The sequence below is a fragment of the Streptomyces paradoxus genome (assembly GCF_014202475.1).
GTDB classification, from domain to species: Bacteria; Actinomycetota; Actinomycetes; order Streptomycetales; family Streptomycetaceae; genus Streptomyces; species Streptomyces paradoxus.
Genome location: NZ_JACHGV010000001.1, coordinates 893,890 through 912,335, shown reverse-complemented (window position 1 = coordinate 912,335; position 18,446 = coordinate 893,890). Strand labels below are relative to the sequence as shown.

Here is an 18,446-nt window from a genome sequence, read left to right as displayed (position 1 = left end):
TCGCCGTCCGGCTCGGCCTACCGTGGGCCATCGTAGAGAGCGGTTTCTACCCCATCCGCTTTCCACCGCGTCCGCTTTCCACCCCGTCCGCTTTCTCCCGTGTCCGCCGAGCCGGAAGGTCACCTCCTTGAGCCAGCGCCCCCAGGCACTGTTCGCCATGGCCGCCGAGAACGTGCCGCAGGTCTTCCCCCCCGACGTGCTGGCGCGGCTGCGCGGGTCCGTGGACATCGAGCCGGGCCTCGTGGCCGAGGACTTCACGGACCGGCGGGTCCTCGGCACGCTGGCCCGGGCCGAGATCCTGGTGACCGGCTGGGGGTGCCCCCGGCTCGACGAGGCGGTCCTCGACGCCGCGCCCCGGCTGCGGGCGGTGCTGCATTCGGCCGGCTCCGTGAAGTCCTTCGCCACACCCGCCCTCCGGGAGCGCGGCATCGCCGTCTCCTCGGCGGCCGTCGCCAACGCGCTGCCGGTCGCCGAGTACACCCTCGCCATGATCCTGCTCGCCGGGAAGGACGTCCTCTCCGCCCGCGACCGGATGCGCACCACCCGCGCCTGCGCCGGCTGGGGCGTCATCCCCGGCATCGGCAACTACGGCCGCCGGGTCGGCGTCATCGGCGCCTCCCGCATCGGCCGCCGCGTCCTCGAACTGCTCCGCCCCTTCGACCTGCGGCCCGTCCTCAGCGACCCGTACGTCGACGAACGGCAGGCCGCGGCGCTCGGCATTCCCCTGCTGCCCCTGGACGAGCTGCTGCGCACGTCCGGCATCGTCACCGTGCACGCCCCCGAGACGCCCGAGACCCACCGCATGATCGGCCGCCGTGAGCTGGCCCTGATGCCCGACGGGGCGGTGCTGATCAACACCGCGCGCGGCGCCCTGGTCGACCACGACGCCCTCGTGGCGGAGCTGCGCGCCGGACGCCTGACCGCGATCCTCGACGTCACCGACCCGGAGCCGCTCCCCGCCGACTCGCCCCTCTACGACCTGCCCGGCGCCTTCGTCACCCCGCACCTCGCCGGCTCCCAGGGCAACGAGCTGGCCCGGCTCGGCCTGACGGTCGCCGAGGAGGCGGAACGGCTGCTGGCCGGGGGGGAGCCGGCGTACGCGGTCGACTGGGCGGCGCTGGAACGCGAAGCCTGACCCGCGGCCTCTGCCGAAAACCATCCCGAACGGGGCATTCCGTCGGCTCGGGGGGACCCGGTACCGGCCGCGTACACCGATGGGCATACCGTGAGGAGTCGTACGTCCGAACCGGGAGGAGAGTCGGGATGGGCAGCCGTACCGCGCTGGTCGAGGATCTGATGGAGCGGTTCCCGCACGTGCCGCGGGAGGCCGTCTTCAAGGAGGACCTGCTCCGCGGCGGCGTCGCCTTCGACCCGTCCGCGCTCAGCGACAACGAGGGCGGCGAGGTCAAGCCGAAGTCGTACTTCATCTTCTCCTTCGACCACGGCACCCTGCCCGAACTGGGCGAGGCCGCGCTGCGCCGCCCGCCGGAGGAGATCATCCTCACCGGCGGCCCATACGACCTGCGCCGCACGGTCGTCTCGGTGCGGGTGAACCCGTCCTCGCCCTACCGCGTCGCGGCGAACGAGGACGGCGTGCTCGGCCTCTACCTCGACGGCAAGCGGATCTCCGACGTCGGCGTGCCGCCGATGCCCGAGTACTACCGGCACACCCTGGCCAACGGGAAGTCGGTCATGGAGGTCGCCCCGACCATCCAGTGGGGCTACCTGATCTACCTGACCGTCTTCCGGGTCTGCCAGTACTTCGGCGCCAAGGAGGAGTGCCAGTACTGCGACATCAACCACAACTGGCGCCAGCACAAGGCGGCCGGGCGGCCGTACACGGGCGTGAAGGACGTCGACGAGGTCCTGGAGGCGCTGGAGATCATCAACCGGTACGACACCGCGAAGGCGTCGACCGCGTACACGCTCACCGGCGGCGCCATCACCTCCAAGCTCCAGGGCCGCGACGAGGCCGACTTCTACGGCATGTACGCCAAGGCCATCGAGGAGCACTTCCCGGGCCGCTGGATCGGCAAGGTCGTCGCGCAGGCGCTGCCCAAGGACGACGTGCAGCGCTTCAAGGACTACGGCGTGCAGATCTACCACCCCAACTACGAGGTGTGGGACCGCCGCCTGTTCGAGCTGTACTGCCCGGGCAAGGAGCGGTACGTCGGCCGCGACGAATGGCACAAGCGCATCCTCGACTCGGCCGAGATCTTCGGCGCCCGCAACGTCATCCCCAACTTCGTGGCCGGCGTGGAGATGGCGGCGCCCTCCGGTTTCACGACCGTCGACGAGGCCATCGCGTCCACCACCGAGGGCCTGCGCTTCTTCATGTCGCACGGCATCACGCCCCGCTTCACCACCTGGTGCCCGGAGCCCACGACGCCGCTCGGCAAGGCCAACCCGCAGGGCGCGCCGCTGGAGTACCACATCCGCCTGCTCCAGGCGTACCGGCAGACCATGGAGGACTTCGGCCTCTCCTCGCCCCCCGGCTACGGCCCGCCCGGCGCCGGCAACGCGGTCTTCTCCGTCAGCTCCTTCATGGACAGCCTGCCGGCCGACGAACCGACCGCCGTCTCATAACAGTTCGATGACGTCGTCGCCCGGGACGACAGGACGTCGAGTCACAGGGCGGCCGCACCCGTATGACACTCCGAGGCCGGAGCCATGGGGGTGCGGCCGCCCTGTCCTGATATCTGAACAGGGCGCTTGTCAGTTGTGTGGGGGCGTGAAAAGCTCTTGCACTGCCGCGAGGTTCCCCCCAACTCCAATGCCGATGTGGTGAGTTGACCTCGCCTGTCCACGCAGGAGACTCATGCCCGACCTGCCGACCCCTCAGGACGCCTCCGAGGCCGCGCTGTTCTCCGAGTGCTGGGACGCGGTCCTCGCGTACGCGGATCTGTGCACGTCCGGTTCCACGGCCGCCGCACAGCTGGGCCGCGAGGCGTTCGCACACGGCATACGCGAGGCCCGCGCCGCCGACACCGGCCCGGTCCGCGGCACCGGCCGCCGCCCGGCCCGGCTGCCCCGCATACCCCTGCTGCTGACCTCCGTACGCACCACCGCCGCGGCCTGGGAGGAGGAGGGGCAGGGCCACAAACTCGACCCCGACCTGCGCCTGTGGCTCAACTCGGACAAGGCCGCCCGCTACACCGGCCCGCCCCTGCAGCGCCCGCTCGCGCTGCGCGGCCTGCGCGACCTCCAGCAGGCGGACGCCGAACTGCTGTGGTTCACCGAGGTGGAGGCACTCCCGCTGCCCCTGGTCGCCGGCCGCCTGGGCCTCGACCCGGCCGGCGCGGCGGAGGAACTCCAGCAGGTGCGCACCCTGTTCCGGGACCGCTGCCACCGCAACCACCTCGACACCCCGATGGACGCCCGGTGCCGCAGCTACGCCCGGCTGCTGGACGCCGTCACCCGCTCCTCCGCCGCCGAGACCCCCGACGACCTCTCCCGGCACCTGGCCACCTGCGTGCAGTGCGCCGAGGCCGCCGCCTGCCTGCGCCCGCACGGCGGAGCCCTGCCCGGGGCACTGGCCGGCGGCGTGATCGGCTGGGGCGGCCTCGCCTACCTGGAGCGCCGCCGCCGCGCCGCCGAGGTGCGGCTCGGCCCCGGCCGCTCCGGCTCCGCGGACACAGCCGCCGCAGGACCGGGGGACGGGGAGCAGAAGGCGCGTGTCGCCCGCAACAGCCTCCTCGTCGCCGCTGTCCTGGTCTCCGTGCTGGCCCTCGGCGTCTCGCTGATGCCCTTCGGCGGCGCCGGCGACGACCTCGGCGCACCCGGGGGCGCCGACCGCCAGCCGGTGGCCGACCCCGCGCCGCCCCTGCCGTCCGCCCCGTCCCTGCCGCCCGCGACCTCGAAGCCGGCCGACCGGACCACCCGGAACTCGAAGCCGCCCGCCAAGCCCGGCGCTTCGGAGGGCAGGGACCGCCACACCGAACCGCAGGGCACCTCCTCACCGACCGCCCGGCCCGAACCCGGCCAGGGCGCGGACCCCGTCTGCCGGGTCGAGTACGACCTGGTCAACCAGTGGCCCGACGGTTTCCAGGCCACCGTCACCGTCACCAGCGCCGAGTCGCTCGACTCCTGGCGCGTCGCCTGGTCCTTCCGGGACGGCCAGCGGGTCGGCCAGATCTGGGACGCCTCCGTCTCCCAGGACGGCTCCCGCGTCACCGCCACCGCCGCCGACTACAACAAGTCGGTCCCCGCGGGCGGCGACCTGGCCTTCGGCTTCATCTCCTCCTGGCGGGGCAAGAACTCACCGCCGTACGACTTCGAGCTGAACGGCCACGCCTGCGCGAAGAGCTGACGAACCACCCGCCGTCAGGCTGCGAGCGGCACTCGCTCGCCCTCTTCCACGCCCCGGTACCGGTCCCAGATCTGGTTCAGCTCGTGCTGGTAGTAGAGCGGGAACAACACGACCACGATGAAGAGGATGAGGCCGATCCAGGGATTGCAGCTCCGCTGCATCCCGGCCGACTGCTGCATCCGGGCAATGCGCAGACCGGTGTTGTAGACCGACACGAAGGGCGGAACGATCACCAGCCAGCCGACGGTGACGGCCAGCACGGCCAGTGCCGGGTTGACCTCGATCCGGGAATCGAATTCCCGGGCCTCGCGGTTCACTTTGTAGTACCAGACCAGGTGGTAGATGCCCAGTGTGATCAGCGGCCAGATCAGCCACACGAGAATGATGTTGCGGGTCTTGCCTGCGCGACCTGACATGCTGCACCTCCCGTGATTCCAGTGCACCACGTCCGGCCACGACGTGCGCGACGGGCGGAGAAGGCGTCCCCGGCGGCCTCGCGAGGCGGGCTTAATTCCGTGGCGCCCGACGGGCGTACGCCTCTAGGGTGGGGGCGAATCGCGCGGCGGCCTGTTGCTGCCGCCGTCGGCTGTGTGACGAGCAGGAGGTGTGATCGATGGCTGTCTCTGAGATGGGCGCTGCCCGCATCCGGAAGTTCATCAAGTCCACCTCCGTGGCCTCCGGCTGACCTCCTACCCTCAGCGCCTTAGAGCGCGGTGCCGGGGCCACCCCTTGTGAAGGGTCACCCCTTGTCTTTCTCTTCTCTCCCGGGTTCGTCCTCGTCCACCTCGCATCCGCTCGAGCCGTACGGCTGGGACGCGGGCTGGGAGGCCGAGTTCGCCCCGTACGCGGCCGAAGGGCTGCTGCCCGGCCGGGTCGTCCGGGTCGACCGCGGGCAGTGCGATGTCGTCACCACCGGCGGGCTGCTGCGCGCCGACACCGCGTTCGTCACCCCGCACGACCCCCTGCGCGTGGTCTGCACCGGCGACTGGGTCGCCGTCGAACCCGGCGGGAACCCGCGCTACGTCCGCACCTACTTGCCGCGGCGCACCGCCTTCGTCCGCTCCACGTCCTCCCAGCGGTCCGAGGGGCAGATCCTCGCGGCCAACGTCGACCACGCCGTCATCGCCGTGTCCCTCGGGGTCGAGCTGGACCTCGGCCGCATCGAGCGCTTCCTCGCGCTCGCCTGGGAGTCCGGGGCCCAGCCCGTCGTCGCCCTCACCAAAGCCGACCTCGTGCCGGACGCCGTGACCCTCTCGTACCTCGTCCAGGACGTGGAGACGACCGCCCCCGGTGTGCCGGTCGTGCCCGTCAGCTGCGTCGAGGATGGGGGCGGGCTCGACGTGGTCGCCGCGATCGTCGGCGGGGGGACGTCCGTGCTGCTCGGGCAGTCCGGCGCGGGCAAGTCGACCCTCGCCAACGCGCTGCTCGGCGAGGACGTCATGGACGTCCAGGCCACCCGGGACGTCGACGGCAAGGGCCGCCACACCACGACCACCCGCAATCTGCTCGCACTTCCGGGCGGCGGTGTCCTGATCGACACCCCCGGCCTGCGCGGCGTCGGCCTGTGGGACGCCGAGACCGGCGTTTCTCAGGTGTTCTCCGAGATCGCGGAGCTGGCCGAGCGCTGCCGCTTCCACGACTGCGCCCACGAGGCCGAGCCGGGATGCGCGGTACTGGCCGCCATCGAGACCGGTGAGCTCCCGGAGCGGCGGCTGCAGAGCTACCGCAAGCTCCAGAGGGAGAACCAGCGCATCGTCGCCAAGACCGACGCCCGCCTCCGGGCCGAGATCCGCAAGGACTGGAAGCGGAAGGGGGCGATCGGCAAGGCCGCGATGGAGGCGAAGCGGGGACCGCACCGGCGCTCCTGACCCGTCCGTCCGGCCGCCCGGCCGCCGGTCCGATCGCGGTGTCCGATTTCCGCCAGCGGCCGCCCGGCCGACGGCGGACACTGGACGGGTGATGGACCAGGGAACGGACGAGGACACCAGGTACGAGGCCGTACGCGGCCGCGACGCCCGTTTCGACGGCGTGTTCTTCTTCGCCGTCGAAACGACCGGCATCTACTGCCGGCCGAGCTGCCCCGCGGTCACCCCGAAGCGGGCCAACGTACGGTTCTTCGCCACGGCCGCCGCCGCGCAGGGCTCGGGCTTCCGGGCCTGCCGGCGCTGCCGCCCGGATGCCGTGCCCGGCTCCGCCGAGTGGAACGTCCGCGCGGACGTGGTGGGCCGGGCCGTGCGGCTGATCGCCGACGGCGTGGTCGACCGGGAAGGCGTCGCCGGCCTCGCCGGACGCCTCGGCTACAGCGCACGGCAGGTGCAGCGGCAGCTCACCGCCGAACTCGGCGCCGGGCCGGTCGCCCTCGCCCGGGCCCAGCGGGCCCACACCGCACGCGTCCTGGTGCAGACCACCGAGCTGCCGATCACCGAGATCGCGTTCGCGTCCGGCTTCGCCAGCGTGCGGCAGTTCAACGACACCATCCGGGCGGTGTACGCGTCGACCCCGAGCGAGCTGCGCGCCGCCGCGCCCAAGGGCGGCCGGGGCCGTCGTACCGCCACCCCCGACGCAGGGATCCCGCTCCGGCTCGCCCACCGCGGCCCCTACCAGGCCGGATTCGTCTTCGACCTGCTGGAACGCGAGGCCGTGCCCGGCATCGAGGACATGAGCGGCGCGCCCGGCACCCGCACCTACCGGCGCACCCTCCGCCTCCCGTACGGCACCGGCATCGTCGCCGTCGACGAGCGCCCGGGCACCGCCCGGACCGGGTCCGGCGCCCACCCGGGCGGCTGGCTCGACGCCCGGCTGCACCTCACCGACCCGCGCGACCTCACCACCGCCGTCCAGCGGCTGCGGCGGCTGTTCGACCTCGACGCCGACCCCTACGCCGTCGACGAGCGCCTCGCCGCCGACCCGCGGCTCGCACCCCTGGTCCGCGCCCGGCCCGGGCTGCGCTCACCGGGCACCGCCGACCCGCAGGAACTCGCGGTGCGCGCCCTGACCGGGCGCACCGAGGCGGAACGGCTCGTACGCCGCTACGGCAAGGCCCTCGACGCCCCCTGCGGCAGCCTCACCCATCTGTTCCCCGAGCCGGCCGTGCTCGCCGGGGCCGAACCCGGCGGCACTCTCGGCGCGCTCACCGCCGCCCTCGCCGACCAGGCCGTGCGGCTCGACCCGGGCGCCGACCGGGACGACGCACAGGACGCCCTGCGTGCCGTGCCCGGCCTGGACGCCCGTACGGTGGCCGAGATCCGCACCCGCGCCCTCGGCGACCCGGACGTCGCGCCGCCCGGCCATGACGTCCCCGACCACTGGCGCCCCTGGCGCTCGTACGCCGTGAACCACCTGCGCGCGGCAGGGGAGTGGGAGTTGTGATGACCGGCCCGACCTACTGGACGAGTGTGACCGGCCCGCTCGGGCCGCTGCTCCTCACGGCCGCCCCGACCGGGGAGCTGACCTCCCTGTCCGTGCCCGGCCAGAAGGGCGGACGAGAGGTGCGGGACGACTGGCGGCGCGACCCCGGGCCCTTCCGGGAGGCCGAGGAGCAGCTCGCCGCCTACTTCGCCGGGGACCTGAAGGAGTTCCGCCTGGCCTGGCGGACCGAGGGCACCGCCTTCCGCGAGAAGGTCTGGGCCGCGCTGGACGGCATCCCCTACGGCTCGACCACGACCTACGGCGAGATCGCCGCGCGCATCGGGGTGCCCCGGGCGGCCGTGCGGGCCGTCGGCGGTGCGATCGGCGCGAATCCGCTGCTGGTGGTCCGTCCGTGCCACCGGGTGATCGGGGCGGACGGCGCGCTGACCGGCTATGCGGGGGGCCTGGACCGCAAGGTGCGGCTGCTGACGCACGAGGGTGTGCTGCCGGCGTAGGACGCGGCCCGGGGGCTCAGCCCCAGAGGACCGCGCCCACCCAGGCCGCCGCGATCAGCTGGCAGGTGAACAGTTCGGCCAGGATGCCGGAGCCGCCCGCGCGCATGACCGTGCGCAGGGCGGCGACCGCGTCCGCGTGACGGCCCAGACGGACCCGCTCGAAGAGGTAGACACCGGCCAGGAATCCCGGGATCGCGCCCAGCACGGGCACCAGGACGAATCCGAGCAGGGAGCCGGCTCCGGCGCAGGCCAGCATGCGGAGGGTGGTGGCGTTCATCCGCAGCCGCCGGGGCGGCAGCGCCCAGCGGGCGCCCTGGGAGACGAGCAGCAGCACCGTGGCCCCGACCAGTACCCACCAGGCGACGGGCTGCGGATCCTTCAGCGCCCACCACATGACCGCGGCCCACACCAGCAACGATCCCGGCATGGCGGGCAGCAGCACTCCGCACAGCCCGAGCAGGATGACCAGCCCGACCAGCAGGAGGTCCCACACTCCCATCTGACCAGCCTGCCGGAACACGCGAGAACGCGCAGGTCAGAAGCGTGTCCGAGGCCCAGACCCGCAGGTCAGCCGCCCGCCGCCCGCCCGGCCCGCGTTTTCGCATGACCGTTCTACGGCTCACCCGACGTGCCGTTCACCGCCCCGGGACGGGCCGGTTTTTTCCACAAGCCCCGTTTTCATCCGGCTCGTGCGGTGGACAATCAGGGCATGAGTCAGCAGGGGGGAAGGCCCACCGGTCCCGAGGACGACTGGTGGAGGGAGTTGTACGACGACTCCACCGACGACACGGGCCCCACACCGGCACGCGACTCCCTGGACGACCGGTTCGCGTCGGCGTCGGGAGCGGTGGCGGACGGGGCGGACAAGCGGACCGCTTCCCCGGACCGGCCGGCGGGGCGGCCCTCGGGCGCCGAGCCGACGGTCCCGGCGCCCCGGACCGGAGCCGACGACGTACGGGAGACACCCCGCCCGAACGGCCTGCCCGCGCAGCGAGCCCCCTGGGAGCCGCCGCCGGCCCGGCCCACCGGCCCCGTGAGCTTCCCGACCGCGGCGAAGCCGCCGGAGCACACCGGGCAGCCACCCGGCCGCACGCCCATGACCGGGCACCCGGGCGACGCGGCCCCGCCGACGGGACCCCGTACGCCGCCGGACGCGAGCCCCTCGGCCGCCGACTCCGGCAGGCATGCGGGCGCGGGGCAAAGTGGCGAGCCGTCGCCCTCACCCGGCCCGCGTGGGCCTTCGGACGCACCCCCGGGCGTCGTGAGCCGGTCGGCTGCCGACCCCGGTAGGCCTCCGGGCGCGGTGACAGGTGGCGGGCCCACGCCCCCAGCCGTCCCTCCCGCGCCGTCGGACGGGCGCCCGGGTGTCGCGAGTCCGTCGGCCGCCGGCCCCGGCAGGTCTTCGGCCCCGGTGACAGGCCCAGCCGTCCCTCCCGCGCCCTCGGACGCCGCACGCCCTTGTGTGGCCGATCCCAGCAAGCCCTCGGGTGAGCGGTCCGGTGACGTGTCTCCGCCCTCGGCCGGCCCTCGTACGCCCCCGGCGAGCCCCGGGCAGCCCCCCGCCCCGGCCGTGCCCGGCTCCCGGCCGGCTCCGGTTCCCCCGCCCCCCACGGCCCCTCCGGCCTGGCCGGCCGTGGCCGCGGACTCACCGGGGAATCCCACACCTCCGGCCCCGGCCTCCGAGCCGGGCGGGCCCGGGAGGACCCCGTATCCGGCCCCGGCCGACCGGCCACCCGTGCCGCCGCGACCCGCCGGGCCGCCCCCGTCCCCGGGTGACCAGCCGCCCCGGCCTCCCGCCCCTGGCACCGAGCCGTCGAGCCGGGCTGATCAGGCGCCCGAGCCGTCGGGCACGCCCGTCACCGACCCGCCGCCCGACGGGCCCGGCTCCCGGATCGAGCGCCCCGCGCTCGCACCCGGCGCCCGTGATCACGTCGGCACCCGGCCGCCCACGTACGACGCCGAACCCACCGCTCTTCCGGCCGCCGATCCGGACGATCTCGACGACCTCGTGGCGGACACCGTGCTGGACGGGGCCCGGTACGGGGCCTGCACGTTGCGGGCCGTCTCCGTGCGGGGGGACTCCGCGCGGTACCGGGGCGAGCCCCGCAGGGACGCGCTGCTCACCGCCCGGTTCGGCACGGGGGAGCACGCGCTGCTGCTGGTCGCGATGGCGACCGGGGCCCGGGCCACGCCGGGCGCGCACCGGGCCGCCGCCGAGGCCTGTCACTGGATCGGGCGGGCCGTCGGCCGCAGCCACGCACGGCTGGTCGAGGACATAAGGGACGGCCGCCGCGGCGACCTGAAGTCCGGGCTGCACCGCCTCACCGACCGCAGCCTCGGCAAGCTCCGGGCCAGCGCCTCCGAGCAGGGCGTCGACCCCGGGGAGTATGCGGCCAGCCTGCGCTGCCTGCTGCTGTCGGCCGACCCCGAATGCCGTACGCGGGTGTTCTTCGGAGTCGGGTCGGGCGGGCTGTTCCGGCTGCGGGAGGGCGAGTGGCAGGACATCGAGCCGCAGGTCGCCGAAGTCAAGGGCGAACCCGTCCTGGGCTTCGGCTCGCCGCCCTCCGAGACGCCCGAGGGCGACCGGCTCACCATGGACCTGGGCATCCCCACCCCGCCCAGCCCGTACGAACCGGCCCCGGAGCCGCCCCGCGAGCCGTTCCGCTTCCGGACCTCCGTCGCCCGCCCGGGTGACACGCTCCTGATGTGCAGCGGCGGCCTCGCCGACCCCCTGCGCGGCGAGCCGGAACTGGGCGAGTACCTCGCCGAGCGGTGGTCCCGCCCCGAGCCGCCCGGCCTCGCCGCGTTCCTCGCCGACTCCCAAGTACGGGTCAAGGGTTATGCAGACGACCGTACGGCCGCCGCGGTGTGGGAGGCGTGAGCGCTGCCCGTGTGACTTGATGGAACCCGGAGGGATCCCAGGAGACCGAAGGGGCAGACGAGAACCATGGCCAAACAGAACGTCGCGGAACAGTTCGTCGACATCCTGACCCGCGCCGGAGTCAAACGTCTCTACGGCGTCGTCGGCGACAGCCTCAACCCCGTCGTCGACGCCGTCCGCCGGAACTCCGCCATCGACTGGATCCACGTCCGGCACGAGGAGACCGCCGCCTTCGCCGCCGGCGCCGAGGCGCAGATCACCGGCGCTCTCGCGGCCTGCGCCGGCTCCTGCGGACCCGGCAACCTCCACCTCATCAACGGCCTCTACGACGCCCACCGTTCCATGGCCCCGGTCCTCGCCCTCGCCTCGCACATCCCGTCCAGCGAGATCGGCCTCGGCTACTTCCAGGAGACCCACCCCGACCGGCTGTTCGCCGAGTGCAGCCACTACAGCGAGATGATCTCCAGCCCGCAGCAGATGCCGCGGCTGCTGCAGACCGCCATCCAGAACGCCGTCGGCCGCAGCGGCGTCAGCGTCGTCACGCTGCCCGGCGACATCGCCGACCTGCCCGCCCCGGAGAAGGCCGCCGAGACCGCCCTCGTCACCTCCCGGCCCTCGGTCCGACCCGGTGACGCCGAGATCGACCGGCTCGTCGAGATGATCGACGACGCCGGCAAGGTCACCCTCTTCTGCGGCAGCGGCACGGCCGGCGCGCACGCCGAGGTCATGGAGTTCGCCGGGAAGATCAAGTCCCCGGTCGGGCACGCTCTGCGCGGCAAGGAGTGGATCCAGTACGACAACCCCTTCGACGTCGGCATGAGCGGGCTCCTCGGCTACGGCGCCGCCTACGAGGCCACTCACGAGTGCGACCTGCTGATCCTGCTCGGCACCGACTTCCCCTACAACGCCTTCCTCCCCGATGACGTCAAGATCGTCCAGGTCGATATCCGGCCCGAACACCTCGGCCGCCGCTCCAAGCTGGACCTCGCGGTGTGGGGCGACGTACGGGAGACGCTGCGGTGCCTGATCCCGCGGGTGCAGGAGAAGAAGAACCGCCGCTTCCTCGACCGGATGCTGAAGAAGCACGCCGACGCGCTGGAGGGGGTGGTGAAGGCGTACACGCGCAAGGTCGAGAAGCACACGCCGATCCACCCCGAGTACGTGGCGTCCGTGCTCGACGAAGTGGCCTCCGACGACGCCGTGTTCACCGTCGACACCGGCATGTGCAATGTCTGGGCCGCCCGCTACATCTCACCCAACGGCCGCCGCCGCGTCATCGGTTCCTTCTCCCACGGCTCGATGGCGAACGCGCTGCCCATGGCGATCGGCGCCCAGTTCACCGACCGCAAGCGGCAGGTCGTCTCCATGTCCGGGGACGGCGGCTTCTCCATGCTGATGGGCGACTTCCTGACGCTGGTGCAGTACGACCTGCCCGTGAAGGTGGTCCTGTTCAACAACTCCTCCCTCGGCATGGTCGAGTTGGAGATGCTGGTCGCCGGCCTCCCGTCGTACGGCACGGCCAACAAGAACCCCGACTTCGCGGCCGTCGCCCGCGCCTGCGGTGCGTACGGGGTGCGCGTCGAGAAGCCCAAGGACCTCGCCGGGGCCCTCAAGGACGCCTTCAAGCACAAGGGACCGGCCCTCGTCGACGTCGTCACCGACCCCAACGCGCTGTCCATCCCGCCGAAGATCAAGGCCGAGATGGTGACCGGCTTCGCCCTGTCGGCCTCGAAGATGGTGCTGGACGGCGGGGTGGGCCGGATGCTGCAGATGGCCCGCTCCAACCTGCGCAACGTGCCCCGGCTCTAGCTGTAGGGCGTCCAGGCGCGTGCGGAGATGTCGTACACGTAGCGGGACAGCCCCTTGATGCCGCTGGTCCGGAACGGGCGGCCGTCGTCGTCGATCCGGACCGTGCCCGTACGGCCCTGCGAGGACCAGTCCAGCTCCAGGTACCAGCGGCAGTCGCACCCTTGGGTCCTGGCGTTGATCAGCAGCACCTCGGGGTCCCGCGCGGAGACGCGGTAGGGCATGCTCACCGCCGGGATCGGCGTGCCCGTGTCGCTCCCGGCGACCGCGCGGGCGATGGGGCGGTCCTTGTCCAGGTTCACGTCGAAGGAACGCGGGGTGATGGAACCGCCGCAGCCCCGGTTCATGGCGTAGGCCTTGCCCTGCGCCGGGGCCGTTCGCCCCACCACCCGTACGCGCAGTGCCTCCAGTACGACAGCCGTGTCCGTTCGCCCCTGCACGGTCAGTTGTACGAGCGTCTCGCCGCCGTGCACCGCGTTCTGTGAGGCGGCCCAGACCCCCGCGTCCTGCGGGACGGGCGGCGGTGGCACCTGCCCGGGCGGCTTGGCGACGACGTAGTCGTGACCGCAGCCGAGCTTCCAGGCCTGGGAGTCGGCCGACCAGGTGAGGGGCGGGGTGGGCGTGGAGCCGCCGGTGGGCGGGGTGGTGCGGGGGGAGGGTGACGGGGAGGGCTTCAGCTGCTTCGGGGTGGCGGAGGGAGAGGACCGCCGGGGACTCGGGGAGCCGCCGCTCGGAGTGGGGGAGGCGTCGCGCCGGTCCGGTGCCTTGGTCTCCGTCATGGCGGAGGGGGCCGGACCGGCCGCGTCGGCCCGGTCGCGGGGTGGCGTACGCCGCCCGTCCGGCAGCGCGGCGAGGCTGCCGAGTGCCGCGAGCACCGCGCAGGCGGCGGCCAGCCCGACCGCGACGCGTCTGCGGCGGTACCAGGGCCGGCGGGGGAGCGGGGGGTCTTCCTCAGGGGCGTCCGCGGGGCCGTCCACCGCGTTGGACACCGAGTCGTCCACCGCGTCCGATACCGGGTCGTCCACCAGGTCGGACACCGGACCGTTCGTCAGGCCGTCGACGGTGTCCGGTGCTTGCTCCGGTTCGTCCGCCCCGGTGGCGACCTCACCCCCCTGCGCCGTACCGGACGTACCGGCCGTGCCCGCCGTCCGGGGCCGCTGCCGCGCCGCCACCGCCAGGAGCCAGCGGCGGTGCAGCTCCAGACGTTCCTCCGGGGACGCCCCGCACAGGGCGGCGAAGCGCTCCACGGGCGCGAAGTCGACGGGGACGGCCTCGCCAGCGCAGTAGCGGTGCAGGGTCGAGGTGTTCATGGCCAGACGCCGGGCCAATGAACCGTAACTGCGGTCCGTGCGCTCCTTCAGCGTCCTCAGCAGCGCCGCGAACTCCCCGACGTCGTCGACGTCGCTGTGTGCCGACACCGTTCCCCCGTCCTCGTAGGTCCGACCCGGCCCGGAACGGCATCCCAGGCACCCCATGTACCTGCACGTCAGACGGGCTGGGATGGTTCCACCGTGCCCGATCGAATGCCGGCTGTTGCGCCCGCCCGGTGTGACCGCTGATGCTTTTGGTGTCGCACCGAGCAGGTCCGGGCCGACCAGCCGGCCTCGCGGCGGCATCCGGCATCCATGCCTTCGGCATTTCATCCACGCACTCATCCACGGGGGAACACCCATGCCCAAGCACATCCGAGCCAGCGCGCTCACCGCACTCACCGTCGCCGCCCTCGCGGCGGGCACCGTCCTCACGGCACCGGCCGCCGGCGCCGCGCCGAAGGCCGCCGCTCCCAAGTTCCTGTCGGCGTCCCAGCTGCCGCCGCACCCGACCTCGGCCTGGACCGCCGGCCCGGTCACCGAAGGGTTCCCGGAGGGACTCGGCTTCTGCGTGAGCACGGAGGGCGTGCCCTCCTACGACTACCGGCACCGGGAGTTCCGGACCGACCTGGACACCGGCGCCGTGCAGCTGACCGTCGTGGCGGACACACCCGCCCTGGCCAAGGCCCTGGCGAAGCACTACGACGACCTGATCCGCACCTGCGCCGACCGCATCGAGAAGAACGACCCCGACGTCGAGGCCGAGGGCCGGGACTACGGCACTCTGCCGGTCGAGGAGGGCGCCCGCGTCCGCGGCCTGCACACCGAGACGTCCTGGGGTGCCACGGACATCTCGCTGCTGTCCGTCGGGCGGGACGGCAGGACCGTCACCGTCGTGCAGTGGGGCCAGATGGGCGACTTCGACGACGCCCCCGTGGCCGCCTTCAAGAAGACGACGACCACCGCCGTCAACAAGCTGTACTGACCGCGCCCGACGGAAGACCGGGGCCGTCCTCCCGCCACGGGGGTGGGGGAGGACGGCCCCGTACCGGTCTCGGCGGATGTCAAGACCGTCGTACTTCGGCCAACTTCACCGAAGCGCCGCGCACGGGGGCCCGTCGCCCCAGCCGTTCACCGCGTACGCAGGGATCGGCAGCCGGCCATCGGCCCATCGGCCGATCTCCGGCGGTCAGGATCCGCCCGGGGACCCGGACCGGCTACCCTCTTGTCCCCCTCCCCGCCACCGCCGTGCCGCTCAGCGGCCCGCCGCCCGGGCCGCCCGCCCCGCTCCCGTGGCCGAACACCCGGTCGTTGACGATTCGACATGACTGCCGCGTTCGCGATGGGGCATGGATCCCCGTGAACGTGTTCGAGCAGGAGGGGAACCGACATCGGCGCGCGGGCGGGGGTCATGGAGAGGCAGGCACGACGAGGCGGTCCCATAGCGATCGGGGGCTTCTCGGCGAAGACGGTGGAGGACAGGACCGACGACGTCACGGAGCGGGAACCGGCGCCGCAACTGCGGCGCAGACTGGGGCGGGCGGACCTGCGGGCCGTCCCGGAAGCCCGCAGGGCCCTGCGGGAACTGCTGGGGCAGTGGGGGAAGCAGGGGCAGTCGGACGTGGCGGAACTGCTCACCAGTGAACTCGTCACCAACGCGATCGTCCACACCGACCACGACGCGGTCCTCACGGCCACCGTCGGTCCCCGCGGACTGCGGGTGGAGGTACGGGACTTCGTGGCCCGCAGGCCCCGGCTGCGCGTACCGGTCGCCGACGACGGTACGAACGGCAGGGGCCTGTTCCTGGTGCAGTCCCTCGCGGACGCCTGGGGGATCCGGCCGCACGGGGTGGGCAAGGCCGTCTGGTTCGAGCTGGAGGCCGGGGCGGCGTGAACGCCGAAGGGGCGCGGCCCGCAGGCCCCGCCCCTTCGCCTCCCCCGCCGCGGTCCGGTCAGCCGAACTGCTGCTCCAGGTCCTTGAGCTTGCGCTCCAGGGAGTCCAGACGCGGCAGTGCCATGGTGTCGTCCTCGGCGGTGAGGTCGACGGTCACCGGGTCAGCTCCTTTGCGCACCGGCTGCAGGGAGGGACGCGAGCGCACGGGCAGGGGCTCCGGCGCGGATATGGCAGGCTCCGCGGTGACCTGTGAGGAGCCGCGCTCCACCTGCACCTCCAGCTGCCGCCCGGCACCCCGGCCGAAGTGTCCGCGGTGGCCGCGGCTGATCGCCTTCAGCTGGGCCCGCTCCACACGCTGCTGGTCGCGCCGCCGCTGCCGGGCCTCTTCCTTCTTGCGCATGTCGTCGCGCACCTCGTCGACGGCCTCGTCCAGGCTGCGCACACCCTCCAGGAGCATCAGCGACCAGGCGCGGTAGGTCTCCCGGGGGGCCCGCAGCCAGCGCACCATGCGGATCTGCGGCAGCGGGCGGGGCACCAGGCCCTGCTCCCGCAGGGCGGCCCGGCGGGTCTGCTTCAGCGCGCGGTCGAAGAGCACCGCCGCCGACAGGGACATGCCTGCGAAGAAGTGGGGAGCACCCGCGTGGCCGACGCCCCGGGGCGCGTGCACCCAGTTGAACCAGGCCGCAGCGAAGGCGAACGTCCAGACCAGTATGCGGGAGCCGAGCGCGGCGTCACCGTGGCTGGCCTCGCGCACCGCGAGGACGGAGCAGAACATCGCCGCGCCGTCCAGGCCGAACGGGACGAGGTACTGCCAGCCGCCGGACAGTCCGAGGTTCTGTTCGCCGAAGCCGACCAGGCCGTGGAAGGAGAGCAGGGCGGCGACGGCCGCACAGCAGAACAACAGGAGGTAGGAGAGGGTGCCGTAGACGGCTTCCTTGCGTCTGCGGCGTTCCTCGCTGCGCTCCCAGGAGTCGTCCGCGCTCGTGTCCTTGACCGAGGAGCGCTTGCCGCGCGCGAGCACCGCTACCGCCGCCAGCATGCCCAGGAGAAGCACGGCGCCCGGAAGCAGCCAGTTCAGCGATATGTCGGTCAGTCTCATCTGGGTGGTCCCTTGCATTGGGATAGGGCGTAACGCCCGCCATAGTGGCCCAATCCCATCGGCCCTCAGGGGGTTTCGGGGCAAGAGGCCGCCAAGGAAGTGCAAGGGAATATTCAGGGCGGCGTTCTGCTCGAACTGCCGCTTGAGGGGCGGGAGTTGAGTTCGAATAAGACTACCCGTACGAGTGGTTCTCCGGATAGTTCCCGTGACACGTGAGGAGGGTTTGAATCGCCGGTGGGCCTGCGGGTGTCCGGTCCGCGATGATCTTAAGGGACGGCGGGAGCGATCGGCCCCGCGCGGACGTCAACTGGCCGTGGCCAGCAGCTTGGTGACCCGGTCCGTGTCGCAGGTGCGCGGGCAGGTGGCGCAGGTGTCCTCCGGGCGCAGCGTGTAGAACATGCAGCAGCTCGCGCGGTCCCGGGTGAGCAGCGGCTCGCCGCCGGGGCCGGTCAGCTCCCGGAACGCCGCTGTGCCGACGTACGGCTTGGTCGCGCCCGGCAGGAGCAGCTCCAGCTCGCGCATCGCGCGCCGCTCCTCGATCTCGCCGAGCAACTGGGCGATGTACCAGACCCCTTCGACGATCTCGTCCGTCGCCATCCCCCACAGGGCGCGTCCGCGGCGCCGCATCCGGGGGCCGAAACCGGCCAGGACCGGCTCCAGGTGCTCGGCGACCGCCGACCGCACCTCCGCGCGCAGCGCCTCCTCGTCGGGGACGACCCGGGCGCCGGGCAGCCCGGCCGCCTCGTCGCCGGGCAGGCAGGCGAAGCCGGCGGGACGGACGGCCAGGTGCCCGAGGGCGTGGCCCGGGGCGGTGCGGTCGTACGAGACGTGGGTCACGGGGTAGCGGGGGACCCGGCGGTGCAGGAACCACGGCACGGTGATCAGCAGGCAGGCGGGCCAGGCGTAGCGGTGCAGGCCGAAGGTGGCGACGACGTCGGGGCGGGCCTGCCGGCCGTAGTCCCGCTGGATCTGGTCCACGTCCCACGCCAGGAAGCGGTCGAGGGCGGGTCCTGCGGCCGCGAGGTCGGCGGCGGAGGTCCAGCCGCCGCCGTGCGGGGTCTCCTGCCCGGCGTCCAGCTCGGTGACGGCCAGCCCCGGGAGGACCTCGGCCAGGCGTGCGTAGGCGCCGGAGACGGCCGAAAGGGGCGCAGGCATGTGATCACCGATCCGTCGGAGTGAAACGGGGCTCTTGAAGGTAAGCCTAACCTTACTAGCGATCTCCGGAAACTTGATCGGGATTTGAACTGGGGGCCGGGGCGCTTATGGTGCTTGACGGACGAGTAA

16 protein-coding genes are annotated in these 18,446 nt (G+C 73.0%); 10 read left to right on the top strand and 6 right to left on the bottom strand.

Annotated features, from left to right (window positions below; genetic code table 11):
* Window positions 1–127 precede the first annotated feature (127 nt).
* The 3 genes from HNR57_RS04065 to HNR57_RS04055 all read left to right on the top strand — a co-directional run bounded on the left by HNR57_RS04065 (window position 128) and on the right by HNR57_RS04055 (window position 4,309).
* Window positions 128–1,135, top strand: coding sequence for a hydroxyacid dehydrogenase (locus tag HNR57_RS04065; protein ID WP_184555903.1), 1,008 nt, complete (start codon window positions 128–130; stop codon window positions 1,133–1,135).
* Window positions 1,136–1,263: 128 nt separating this feature from the next.
* Complete coding sequence (locus HNR57_RS04060) at window positions 1,264–2,586, top strand: radical SAM protein (protein ID WP_184555900.1); 1,323 nt, start codon at window positions 1,264–1,266, stop codon at window positions 2,584–2,586.
* A gap of 232 nt (window positions 2,587–2,818) precedes the next feature.
* Window positions 2,819–4,309 carry a cellulose-binding domain-containing protein gene (locus tag HNR57_RS04055; protein ID WP_184555897.1) on the top strand — a complete coding sequence of 497 codons (1,491 nt, stop codon included), beginning with the start codon at window positions 2,819–2,821 and terminating at the stop codon, window positions 4,307–4,309.
* Between the two features lie 14 nt (window positions 4,310–4,323).
* Here HNR57_RS04055 and HNR57_RS04050 read toward each other — a convergent pair whose 3' ends face one another.
* Window positions 4,324–4,725 (bottom strand): DUF4234 domain-containing protein, encoded by a 402-nt coding sequence (locus HNR57_RS04050; protein WP_184555894.1) that lies wholly within the window; start codon window positions 4,723–4,725, stop codon window positions 4,324–4,326.
* Between the two features lie 330 nt (window positions 4,726–5,055).
* Between HNR57_RS04050 and rsgA the strand changes: the two genes are divergently transcribed.
* From rsgA to HNR57_RS04035, 3 genes are all read left to right on the top strand, one after another.
* Entirely contained in the window at window positions 5,056–6,177 is a 1,122-nt protein-coding gene (gene rsgA, locus HNR57_RS04045) for a ribosome small subunit-dependent GTPase A (protein WP_184555892.1), read from the top strand.
* A gap of 91 nt (window positions 6,178–6,268) precedes the next feature.
* Entirely contained in the window at window positions 6,269–7,678 is a 1,410-nt protein-coding gene (locus HNR57_RS04040; protein ID WP_184556613.1) for a DNA-3-methyladenine glycosylase 2 family protein, read from the top strand.
* A complete protein-coding gene (locus tag HNR57_RS04035) occupies window positions 7,678–8,172 on the top strand; it encodes a methylated-DNA--[protein]-cysteine S-methyltransferase (RefSeq protein WP_184555889.1) in 495 nt (164 codons plus the stop codon). Before HNR57_RS04040 ends, HNR57_RS04035 begins: the two co-directional genes overlap by 1 nt.
* A gap of 16 nt (window positions 8,173–8,188) precedes the next feature.
* On the opposite strand, the gene HNR57_RS04030 is transcribed toward HNR57_RS04035, so the two are convergent.
* Complete coding sequence (locus HNR57_RS04030) at window positions 8,189–8,671, bottom strand: DUF456 domain-containing protein (RefSeq protein ID WP_184555886.1); 483 nt, start codon at window positions 8,669–8,671, stop codon at window positions 8,189–8,191.
* Window positions 8,672–8,886: 215 nt separating this feature from the next.
* Window positions 8,887–9,270: a hypothetical protein gene (locus tag HNR57_RS40820; protein WP_376772170.1), complete on the bottom strand. Its 384-nt coding sequence runs from the start codon at window positions 9,268–9,270 to the stop codon at window positions 8,887–8,889.
* Between HNR57_RS40820 and HNR57_RS04025 the strand changes: the two genes are divergently transcribed.
* Window positions 9,269–11,053 carry a protein phosphatase 2C domain-containing protein gene (locus tag HNR57_RS04025; RefSeq protein ID WP_376772167.1) on the top strand — a complete coding sequence of 595 codons (1,785 nt, stop codon included), beginning with the start codon at window positions 9,269–9,271 and terminating at the stop codon, window positions 11,051–11,053. The two genes, HNR57_RS40820 and HNR57_RS04025, sit on opposite strands and share 2 nt — an antisense overlap.
* Before the next feature lie 66 nt (window positions 11,054–11,119).
* Window positions 11,120–12,862: a pyruvate dehydrogenase gene (locus HNR57_RS04020; RefSeq protein ID WP_184555880.1), complete on the top strand. Its 1,743-nt coding sequence runs from the start codon at window positions 11,120–11,122 to the stop codon at window positions 12,860–12,862.
* On the opposite strand, the gene HNR57_RS04015 is transcribed toward HNR57_RS04020, so the two are convergent.
* Window positions 12,859–14,277 (bottom strand): helix-turn-helix domain-containing protein, encoded by a 1,419-nt coding sequence (locus HNR57_RS04015; protein ID WP_184555878.1) that lies wholly within the window; start codon window positions 14,275–14,277, stop codon window positions 12,859–12,861. The two genes, HNR57_RS04020 and HNR57_RS04015, sit on opposite strands and share 4 nt — an antisense overlap.
* Window positions 14,278–14,530: 253 nt before the next feature.
* Between HNR57_RS04015 and HNR57_RS04010 the strand changes: the two genes are divergently transcribed.
* A complete protein-coding gene (locus HNR57_RS04010; RefSeq protein WP_184555875.1) occupies window positions 14,531–15,154 on the top strand; it encodes a hypothetical protein in 624 nt (207 codons plus the stop codon).
* Window positions 15,155–15,580: 426 nt separating this feature from the next.
* The gene (locus HNR57_RS04005; protein WP_221341972.1) at window positions 15,581–16,063 is read left to right on the top strand and encodes an ATP-binding protein; all 483 of its coding nucleotides are present in this window, start codon (window positions 15,581–15,583) and stop codon (window positions 16,061–16,063) included.
* 58 nt (window positions 16,064–16,121) lie between these two features.
* Here the strand turns inward: HNR57_RS04005 and HNR57_RS04000 are convergent, their stop codons facing one another.
* Window positions 16,122–17,162: a DUF2637 domain-containing protein gene (locus HNR57_RS04000; protein WP_184555872.1), complete on the bottom strand. Its 1,041-nt coding sequence runs from the start codon at window positions 17,160–17,162 to the stop codon at window positions 16,122–16,124.
* A 303-nt stretch (window positions 17,163–17,465) separates the two neighbouring features.
* Window positions 17,466–18,317, bottom strand: a complete 852-nt coding sequence (locus HNR57_RS03995; RefSeq protein WP_184555869.1) for a (2Fe-2S)-binding protein — start codon at window positions 18,315–18,317, stop codon at window positions 17,466–17,468.
* Window positions 18,318–18,446: the final 129 nt, after the last annotated feature.

What these genes read in the sequence shown, in the direction of transcription:
- HNR57_RS40820 (WP_376772170.1), bottom strand. Translation starts at nt 9,270, where the DNA reads ATGGGCGTGCGGCCGGGTGGCTGCCCGGTGTGCTCCGGCGGCTTCGCC.
- HNR57_RS04050 (WP_184555894.1), bottom strand. Translation starts at nt 4,725, where the DNA reads ATGTCAGGTCGCGCAGGCAAGACCCGCAACATCATTCTCGTGTGGCTG.
- HNR57_RS04020 (WP_184555880.1), top strand. Translation starts at nt 11,120, where the DNA reads ATGGCCAAACAGAACGTCGCGGAACAGTTCGTCGACATCCTGACCCGC.
- HNR57_RS04035 (WP_184555889.1), top strand. Translation starts at nt 7,678, where the DNA reads ATGACCGGCCCGACCTACTGGACGAGTGTGACCGGCCCGCTCGGGCCG.
- HNR57_RS04030 (WP_184555886.1), bottom strand. Translation starts at nt 8,671, where the DNA reads ATGGGAGTGTGGGACCTCCTGCTGGTCGGGCTGGTCATCCTGCTCGGG.
- HNR57_RS04010 (WP_184555875.1), top strand. Translation starts at nt 14,531, where the DNA reads ATGCCCAAGCACATCCGAGCCAGCGCGCTCACCGCACTCACCGTCGCC.
- HNR57_RS04055 (WP_184555897.1), top strand. Translation starts at nt 2,819, where the DNA reads ATGCCCGACCTGCCGACCCCTCAGGACGCCTCCGAGGCCGCGCTGTTC.
- HNR57_RS04005 (WP_221341972.1), top strand. Translation starts at nt 15,581, where the DNA reads ATGGAGAGGCAGGCACGACGAGGCGGTCCCATAGCGATCGGGGGCTTC.
- HNR57_RS04025 (WP_376772167.1), top strand. Translation starts at nt 9,269, where the DNA reads ATGACCGGGCACCCGGGCGACGCGGCCCCGCCGACGGGACCCCGTACG.
- HNR57_RS04000 (WP_184555872.1), bottom strand. Translation starts at nt 17,162, where the DNA reads ATGAGACTGACCGACATATCGCTGAACTGGCTGCTTCCGGGCGCCGTG.
- HNR57_RS04060 (WP_184555900.1), top strand. Translation starts at nt 1,264, where the DNA reads ATGGGCAGCCGTACCGCGCTGGTCGAGGATCTGATGGAGCGGTTCCCG.
- HNR57_RS04040 (WP_184556613.1), top strand. Translation starts at nt 6,269, where the DNA reads ATGGACCAGGGAACGGACGAGGACACCAGGTACGAGGCCGTACGCGGC.
- HNR57_RS03995 (WP_184555869.1), bottom strand. Translation starts at nt 18,317, where the DNA reads ATGCCTGCGCCCCTTTCGGCCGTCTCCGGCGCCTACGCACGCCTGGCC.